11 protein-coding genes are annotated in these 8849 nt (G+C 26.2%); all 11 read left to right on the forward strand.

The window, feature by feature from the left end:
• Positions 1-218 precede the first annotated feature (218 nt).
• The 11 genes from Q0370_RS00650 (at position 219) to Q0370_RS00700 (ending at position 8591) form a co-directional block, all read left to right on the forward strand.
• A complete protein-coding gene (locus tag Q0370_RS00650) occupies positions 219-905 on the forward strand; it encodes a response regulator transcription factor (RefSeq protein WP_147005685.1) in 687 nt (228 codons plus the stop codon).
• Positions 898-2337: a HAMP domain-containing sensor histidine kinase gene (locus Q0370_RS00655; RefSeq protein ID WP_299570695.1), complete on the forward strand. Its 1440-nt coding sequence runs from the start codon at positions 898-900 to the stop codon at positions 2335-2337. The genes Q0370_RS00650 and Q0370_RS00655 overlap by 8 nt, the downstream gene beginning before the upstream one ends.
• Before the next feature lie 56 nt (positions 2338-2393).
• Entirely contained in the window at positions 2394-2714 is a 321-nt protein-coding gene (locus tag Q0370_RS00660; RefSeq protein ID WP_299570697.1) for a hypothetical protein, read from the forward strand.
• Between the two features lie 152 nt (positions 2715-2866).
• Entirely contained in the window at positions 2867-3142 is a 276-nt protein-coding gene (locus Q0370_RS00665; protein WP_299570700.1) for a hypothetical protein, read from the forward strand.
• 140 nt (positions 3143-3282) lie between these two features.
• The gene (locus Q0370_RS00670; RefSeq protein WP_299570702.1) at positions 3283-4467 is read left to right on the forward strand and encodes a hypothetical protein; all 1185 of its coding nucleotides are present in this window, start codon (positions 3283-3285) and stop codon (positions 4465-4467) included.
• A 115-nt stretch (positions 4468-4582) separates the two neighbouring features.
• Entirely contained in the window at positions 4583-5794 is a 1212-nt protein-coding gene (locus Q0370_RS00675; protein ID WP_299570704.1) for a hypothetical protein, read from the forward strand.
• A 47-nt stretch (positions 5795-5841) separates the two neighbouring features.
• On the forward strand, positions 5842-6210 hold the full coding sequence (locus tag Q0370_RS00680) for a hypothetical protein (protein WP_299570706.1): 369 nt from the start codon (positions 5842-5844) through the stop codon (positions 6208-6210).
• Between the two features lie 48 nt (positions 6211-6258).
• Complete coding sequence (locus Q0370_RS00685) at positions 6259-6804, forward strand: hypothetical protein (protein ID WP_299570709.1); 546 nt, start codon at positions 6259-6261, stop codon at positions 6802-6804.
• 49 nt (positions 6805-6853) lie between these two features.
• On the forward strand, positions 6854-7471 hold the full coding sequence (locus tag Q0370_RS00690; RefSeq protein ID WP_299570712.1) for a hypothetical protein: 618 nt from the start codon (positions 6854-6856) through the stop codon (positions 7469-7471).
• A gap of 27 nt (positions 7472-7498) precedes the next feature.
• Complete coding sequence (locus Q0370_RS00695; RefSeq protein ID WP_299570714.1) at positions 7499-7981, forward strand: hypothetical protein; 483 nt, start codon at positions 7499-7501, stop codon at positions 7979-7981.
• 28 nt (positions 7982-8009) lie between these two features.
• Positions 8010-8591, forward strand: a complete 582-nt coding sequence (locus Q0370_RS00700; protein WP_299570717.1) for a hypothetical protein — start codon at positions 8010-8012, stop codon at positions 8589-8591.
• The last annotated feature ends 258 nt before the right edge of the window (positions 8592-8849 follow it).

Raw genomic sequence — 8849 nt, forward strand, 5'->3', positions numbered from 1 at the left:
TTGAAGAATTGAGGGAATCACAGAAAAAAATGTATAGAAGAGTAAATAACTTTAAGGTGTTGGAGTATGCTTCAAAAGAATTTGAAAAGGAATACATAACAGAATTACTTTAAAATTGAAATTAGAAGTGATTTAATTTAATAGAATGATATTAAACGGATTTGAGTATATACAAGAAATTAAATAGAAATAAAATAACAAGAATAAGGATTTAGAAGATGAGAATTTTAATTGTAGAAGATGAGAGAATGATAAACGATATTATATCTAGAACATTAAAAAAGGAAAATTACAGTGTTGACAGCTGTTTTGATGGAGAAGAAGCGTTAGATTATATTTTTTCTACAGAATATGACGTGCTGATATTAGATATAATGTTGCCTAAACTTGATGGGTTTGAAGTATTGAAGAGAATACGGAATAAAGGTATACAGACACCAGTTTTATTTTTAACTGCGAGAGAAAGTGTTCAGGATAGAGTAAAAGGGCTGGATTATGGAGCTGATGATTATTTAGTAAAGCCGTTTGATTTTGAAGAATTGCTTGCACGTATTCGTGTAATTCTTAGAAAAAATAGTATAAAATCTGATTCAGTAGGAAATGTTTTTAAATTAGCAAATCTTACAGTTGACTGCAATACACACACTGTATATAGGGATGAAAAGAAGATAAAATTATCTCCAAAAGAATTTTCAGTGCTGGAATATATGATAAGAAACAAAAAAAGAGTTATTTCCAAAGAAAAAATTGAGCAGCATATTTATGATTTTGACTCTGAAAGAAATAGTAATGTGATTGAAGTACATATAAGGCTATTGAGAAAAAAAATTGATACAGATTTTACGCCTAAATTGATTCATACAATAAGAGGTGTAGGATATGTCTTAAAGGAAGAAAATGAATAAAAATACTAGTAATAATTTTGTTAATAAAATAAATAATAAAAAAAGAATTTCAATAAAAACAAAAATTGCATTATGGTATACAAGCATGATAATTATAATTGTACTATGTTTTTTAGGAACAATGTTTTATATAAGTTCTATCGCAGTAAAAAATTCGGTTTATAAAAGGCTTAAAACAACAGTAGAAAAAATAAACCAGAATATTGAGTTTGAAGATGGTGAATTAATGATTGACAATAATCTTAGCGTTATAACTAATGATATTTTTATTTCGATTTATGATAAAAATTATGACTTTATATATGGAAATACAAATATTGATTTAGAAGTTTCAAAAAATTCTGCTGAAAGTAATAAGTTAAAAATAATAAAGCAGGAAAAATCAAATTCGAAATGGTATGTTTATGATATAAGAAAAAATCTTGATGGGTATGGGGAAATATTGATTAGAGGAATTACACCTTTTTCTAGCCTTGAAAAAAATATAGAACTTATTATCTTGATATTCATTGTTATATTTCCGTTTTTAATATTTGTTTCAGTTTTAAGTGGAAAATTTATAACAAAAAAATCCTTTAGTCCAATTGAGCAAATAGTTAAAACAGTTAATAAGATTTCAAAGGGAGATGATTTATCTCAAAGGATTAATTTGAAAAATGGGGAAAGAGAAATTTATGATTTAGCAGAAACTTTTGACCAGATGTTTAATCGTTTGCAGGAGGCATTTGATAGAGAAGCTCAGTTTACATCGGATGTTGCTCATGAATTAAGGACTCCACTTTCAGCAATTCGTATGCAAAGTGAATATAGTTTGAAATATTTGAACTTAAATGAAGAATCAAAAGATATATTAAAAAATATTTTAGAAAAATCCAAAAAGATGTCAAGTTTAATCTCTGAATTGCTTATGCTTGCCAGAATGGATAAAAAAAATCAAAAACTTAATATCAAGAATGAGAATTTGAATGAAATTATTCAGTTAGTTATTGAAGTTGAAAGTAATTACGCTAAAGAAAAAAATATTAAAATTATTTACGATGAGAAAAATGATATTTTTGCAGATGTTGATAAAGATATGCTTACACGAGTTTTTATAAATCTTATTTCAAATGCGATTACTTATGGAAATGAAAATGGAACAATAAAAATAACTTTAAATAAAATAGAAAATGAATCTGAAAATACTGATGTACAAAAATCAAAAATAAAATGTCAAATTATTGATGATGGAATAGGAATTTCAAGTGAACATATTAATAAAATCTGGAATCGTTTTTATCAGGTTGAATCTTCCCGTTCCACTGATAATTCAGGACTTGGGCTTTCTATTGTAAAATGGATAATTGAAGAGCATAAAGGGACAATTATGGTAGAAAGTGAATTAGGGAAAGGAACTGTTTTTACTTTTTACTTACCTGAAAAAATTTTGTAATCTAATTAAGTAGGTTATTTTGATTAATATATTTTTATTTATAGAAAGGGAAAAAAATGAAAATACTAGAAAAAAGAATGACACCATTTTTAATTTTAGCAGTGTTGTCTGCTTCAGCTGACATAAATTTGTATTCTGCAGAAATAACAACTGTAACAATAAGAAACAATAGAGTCAAAATAAATTTGGAAAGAGCTAAAAAAATTGTTTTTGAACATTCTAAAATACATTCAAATAATGCAAAGTTGACAAAACTTATTTTAGAAAAAGAAAATAAAAAATATGTTTATGCAATTAGTGGATTAGCATCAGAAGTATATGTTTTTATAAAAATAAAAGATATAGATATAATGTTGATGCAAATACAGGAAAAGTAATCACATATAGTTCTACTGAAAGACTTATATCTGATTCTCGTTGGGGCGTTGGAAAAGATACATTCCAAGCGAAAAATGCACCAGCAGTAGCACCGTCACCATCACCAATAGAACAAAAGACTGAACGTGATGGATATGCTGATATGCAAAGTATGATGGAATATAGTAAAAGAAGAACTGAGGAAGAAAGTTATGATAGAGCTAAATACAACTTTAGTAGGAAAGAAAAAAATGTAGAAAATATCATTTTAGAGCAATTGAAGAAAAATGTTTATGATGATCTGAATTATGCTTCATTTGAAGAAATTATTCTTGTAAATGCTGAAAAATCAATCTATAAGGGTACAATAAAAGCCAATTATATAGAATATGATTTTAAAATTAATTTATCAACAGGTCAAATTTTAAAATGGAAATTAAAAAAATAGAATCTAAAAAAGTAAAAATTTTCAGTTAAATTTAAGGTTAATTTGCTAAAATACACTTGAATCTTTTTAAATTTAAATATATCATAGCTTTTGATACAAATTTTAAAACAGTATTGTTATGATAAGAAAGTAGGAGAACTATGAAAAAGAAATCAAGAAAATTATCTGTATTAGTTATGACAGGATTAACACTTTATGCTGCAAATGGATTTTCTATGCCAGCAATAAAAGAAGATTATACTTGTCCGATAGGAAAAGAAAAGTTTAGTAGTTTTGATTATCCGCCACAATGTCCGACTAATAAATTTGTAATGTTCAAGAATGAATTTACAAAAGAAGAATTGAAAAAATATGAAAAAATAATAAATTCAAAAGAATATAAAGCTATTCCTCAAAATTTGCCTAAAGAATATTATTTAGGGAGATTTTATGAAATGGCAGGAGGATTTTCAGACAAGGAAATAGGCGAAACGTATTACAAAGCATATATAGCACAAATTAATGAGAATTTTGAAAATGCTAATACTTTAAAGGAAAGTTTGGCAAAAGGGATAAGTTATCTTGAAAAATCTTTGCCTACGGAAAATAAAAACGACTTTCCTTGGAAGTTAGCTTATTTATATATTAGTAACAAAGAATTTGATAAAGCAAATGCCTTAGTGGAAAAACAGGATAAGAATGTTCATTTGGAAAGAATAGCAAATTTTTATTACACTCTCTCTGATATAGAAAAATCTCAAATAGACTATTATGGTTATGATTATATGGATTTTAATAAGGAAAGTATTGATAAAAAAACAAAAAAAGAATTTAGAGAAAAAGCGTTGTATTACTTACAGGATGTAATTAAGAAAAATAAAGGACGTTATTCAGAGGAAGAACTTTTCAGACTGGTAGATTTATACAAATCTTTAGGAAATGAAAAGGCAATTGACGAGGTATTTTCTAAAGCACCATCAGAATACTGGATTGTGTCATATTATTTAGACGAGCCTATAGAAAGTATTGGTGATGTCTATGATGAAAAAAAATTAGCGACAGAAGATAATTTGAAAAAAGCATTGAGCTATGCTGACAAATTAGCAAAAATGATTTCTAAAACTAATAATGCTGATAAAATTCAATATAATTTATCTATAATTTTAAAAGCTGAAGCTGAACGTCGTTTAGGAAAATTTGAAGAAGCATCAAAAACTTTAAGTAAAATAAATTTAGCAGATGTTAAAGATACGCTTTATGATTATGATTTTAAAATTCTTAAAGAAAGAATAAATAAGAAAGACATTAGTGTAGGACAATATATTCCAGAACCAATTAGGTATTAATATTAGAAGTTTTTTCATTTATAGTTTTTCATTATATTGTAAATTTCTTAAAAATTTTCAGTTAATTTTAAGGTTCATTTGATAAAATATATTTATCAAAGGGAAAGGAGTTGATATGAAAAGGAAAAAAAGAAATTTATCTGCACTAATTACAGCAGGATTGCTAATGTGTGCTTCAAATTCTTTTTCCATAAGAATAGTAACTAAAGAGTATACTTGTCCAATAGGAAATGAAAAATTTAGAGCTGGTATAAGTTTGCCGCAGCAATGTCCAGAAAATAAATTTGTAATGTTTAAAGAAAATTTTACAAAAGAGGAATTGAAGAAATATGAAAAGATAATAAGTTCAAAAGAATATAAAGCTATTCCTCAAAATTCTCCTAAAGAGTATTATTTAGGGAGATTTTATGAAATGGCAGGAGGATTTTCAGATAAAGAAATAGGGGAAGCATATTATAAATCATATATTGAACACATTAATAGAAATGTTCAGAATAATGATACTTTAAAGGAGAGTCTGATAAAAGGGATAGATTATCTTGAAAAATCTTTAACTTCAGGAAAAAAAGATGATTTTCCATCGAGTTTAGCTTACTTGTATATCAGTAACAGGGAATATGATAAAGCAAACGCTCTTATAGAAAAGCAGGATAAGAATATTTATTTAGAAAAGATAGCTGATTTTTATTATAGTGTTTCCAGTTTGCAGAAGGCTGAAAGTAGTTATAGTTATAAATATTATAATGAAAGCGGTATTGATGAGAAAGCAAAGAAAATTTTTAGGGAAAAGGCATTGAATTATTTACAGGCAGTAATTAGAAAAAATAATGGACAGTATTCGGGACAGGAGCTTTTAAGGCAAGCAGAATTGTATAGTTCTTTAGGTAATAAAAAAGCTATAGATGAAGTATTTCTTAAAGCACAGCCAAAACATTGGAAGTTGATTATTTTACATTATCTGGATGAACATGGAGGAATTATTGGCGAAGTTTATGATAAAAATAATTTATCAACAGAAGCTGATTTGAAAAAAGCTCTAAGTTATGCTGACAAATTAGAAAAGATGACCTATAAATCATTTAAAGAGAATATTAACATGGAAATGAAAAATATTAAAAGAAATGATTATCTTGAAGCTGTATTTTTGAAAGCTGAAGCTGAACGTCGTTTAGGAAAATTTGGAGAAGCATTAAAAACTCTGAGTAAAATAGATATAGCAGATATAAAAAATACTGCCTTTAATAGTGATTTTGAAAAACTTAAAGAATTAATTGAAAAAAAGGATAACAGCGTAAGCCAATATATTCCAGGCCGAATTATGTATTAGTTTAATAAAAAATTATAAAATTAAAACTTAAAGGAGAGATGATTATTATGAAAAAGTTTTTTAATAGAAAGATTGAAACTTTTATTCTTTTGCTATTATGTGCTAGTTTTTTAACTGCTGCGCCTGTAAAAAATGAGGAAGAAGCATTAAAAACTGTGAAAAAATCTATAATTAAGCATAACCTTGGTGGTAAATCGGGAACAAAGTGTATGAAATTTTACATTGATGAAACTGCGGAAGATTTTCAGGTTGATGTACGTAGTGATAACGAAAAATGTGGAGGAGATCCTAGAGTTGAACCTCGTATGTTCAGTTACACTGTAAATAAAAAAACTGGCAAACTTAAAACAGACAGTTTTGAATATGCAAAGGAAAAAGGAATTGAATGGGAAGGTGATTATCTGTCTATAGATTAGTGATGCAGAAAATATAGTTGATGAAAACTTAAAGGAGAGATGATTTTTATGAAAAAATTAGTTTTAACAGGATTGCTTGTGTTAAGTGCAATGGCATTTGCAGCAAAAATTACTACAACAGGAAAAAGCTGGGAGAAAATTGAAAAAGAAAATAAAGTTCCCGAACAGGAAATCAGCATAATGAATTTTAGCTGGTTGGATAAAAAAGATGGTGTAGAGGGTGTATATAACGCATATAGTTTTAAAATAGGAAAATTAGAATCTGCTAAAAATAATGACTTTTATCTATCATCATATTATGATGAAAAACCTGAAAATGGTCTTCCGTTAGTATCAGATTTTAATAATATCAAAAATTTAAATGGTTTTACCATTAAAGAAAGTCTTGATGAAAATTCTGAAGCTTATGTTTCATATTATAAAATAAGAAAAACAGCTGTAAAAGGAATTTATTATATAGACAACTATATTGGTCAAGATGGGAAAAAACATCCTAAATTGTACTTTGGATTTGATGAAAAATCTAAAAAGGTTGTAATTACTGATAAAAATGGTAATATAAAGAATGTATTGGAATATTATCCAGCAGGTTAATTATAAAATTAATATTTAAAAAAATATAAATGAAAGCAAGGGATAAAAAATGCTAAAAAAAATAGGAATAGCAATGTTAGTTATAGCAAGTTTAGGAATTGCAGCTACAACAAATGAATCAAAACCAATTAAATTTCATAAAACATTTAAAGAAAGTAATCAGGTAAATAAAAACTTAAGCAATGAAGATAAGGAAATAATAAATATAGCAATAAACTTTGCAAATGAATATATAAAATTAAAAAACCCTGATGAGTTCGATAAATGGTTTGCAAAAGCTCCAATTACAGAAAAATTTAGAAAGGAATATTTTAGAAAAGAAAAATATATAGATTTAAAGGAAAAAGAATTGTATGCAGTAACAAGTGAATCACCTAAAGAAAAATTAACTCCTGCTGAAAAGAAATTTTTAAAAGAAAATAGTGATATCTATTCTTATTATCAATATGATCCTTTATTTGGATTAGGAATAGGAGATTTAGTACAGGAAAGTGAATTTCTACTGAAAGAATATGATCCCAAATCTAAAACAGTTCATTTAAAAGATAAGTATGAGGAAGAATTTGTTATTGATGGTAGAAAAAATTATCAAGGTGGAACAGAAATAATATTAAAACTTGTAAAACAAAATGGAAAATGGTTAATTGATGAATCAAAAATAAAATAATTTAAAAAAAATAAAGGAGAACTAATTATGAAAAAAATCTTATTATTTATGATGTTATTATTATCAGCAACAGTATTTGGAGAAAAAGTTACGAATAAAATTAATTTTGAAATTTCTCCAAAAGAATTGAGAAATATTGTGAAAAGTGAACCATTGTCAAATTCACACGATAATGGTAGTTATGCTGTTTATTATTATGCAAATGTAGAGGATCCGTTAGGTGTAAAAAGACAATTTAACAGTTTTGCTTTTTCTGAAAATAAGTTGTATTCGACAATCTTTGATTCAGTAACAACAGATGAAGAACATGCAAAAATAATTGAAGCTTATAAAAAAAATATAAATAAGATTTCTAAAGAAAAAATGAATATAAAAGAGCGTAAAGGAGCTTTATTATTATATAATTCAAAAAAAATAATCGAAATATATAGAGTAGTAGACCATACATTTATAAATGTTGCTCTTTATAGTGCTGGAAAATTAAACAATAGTTTGAAAAATTATGAATAAATATAAAAAATGAAAGCGAGTGGTAAAAATGTTAAAAAAAGTAGGAATAGCTATGTTAATAGTAGCAAGTTTAGGAATGGCGGTTACAAGAAATAAATCAAAAGTAGGTAAAGTTCAAAAAACAGTTAAAGAAAGTAATCAGGTAAATACAAAATTAAGTAGTGAGGATAAAGAAGCGATAAATACAGCAATAAACTTTATGAATGAATATATAGAAATTAGAGATCCTGATGAGCTTGATAAATGGCTTGCAAAAGCTCCAATTACAGAAAAATTCAGAAAAGAATACCGAAGAAGAGAAAAATATATAGAATTAAGTCAAAAATCACTTGAAGGAAAATTATCTCCTGCTGATGAGAAATTTTTAAAAGAAAATGATGATATTGATTATGACTATGACCCTTTATTAGGATCAGGAATAATGGATATAAGAGAAGAAAGTGGATTTCAATTGAAAAAATATGATTCTAAGTCTAAAACAGTTTATTTAAAAGATAAATACGAAGAAGATTTTGTTGTTGATGGTAGAAAAGGTCATCAAGGTGGAACAGAGATAACATTAAAACTTGTAAAACAAAATGGAAAATGGTTAATTGATGACTCAAAATAAATTGTACAAAGAAACAAATGAGATAGTCAAGTAATATATTCATTGAAATATATAGAGCAGTAGACCATACATTTATAAATGTTTCTCTTTATAGTGCTGGAAAATTAAATAATAGTTTGAAAAATTATGATAAATATAAAAAATAAAAGCGAGTGATAAAAATGTTAAAAAAAATAGGAATAGCTATGTTAATCGTAGCAAGTTTAGGAATGTCAGTTACAAGAAATAAATCAAAAGTAGGTAAAGTTCAAAAAACAG

This window comes from uncultured Leptotrichia sp., assembly GCF_938036635.1.
Classification (GTDB): Bacteria; Fusobacteriota; Fusobacteriia; order Fusobacteriales; family Leptotrichiaceae; genus Leptotrichia; species Leptotrichia hongkongensis.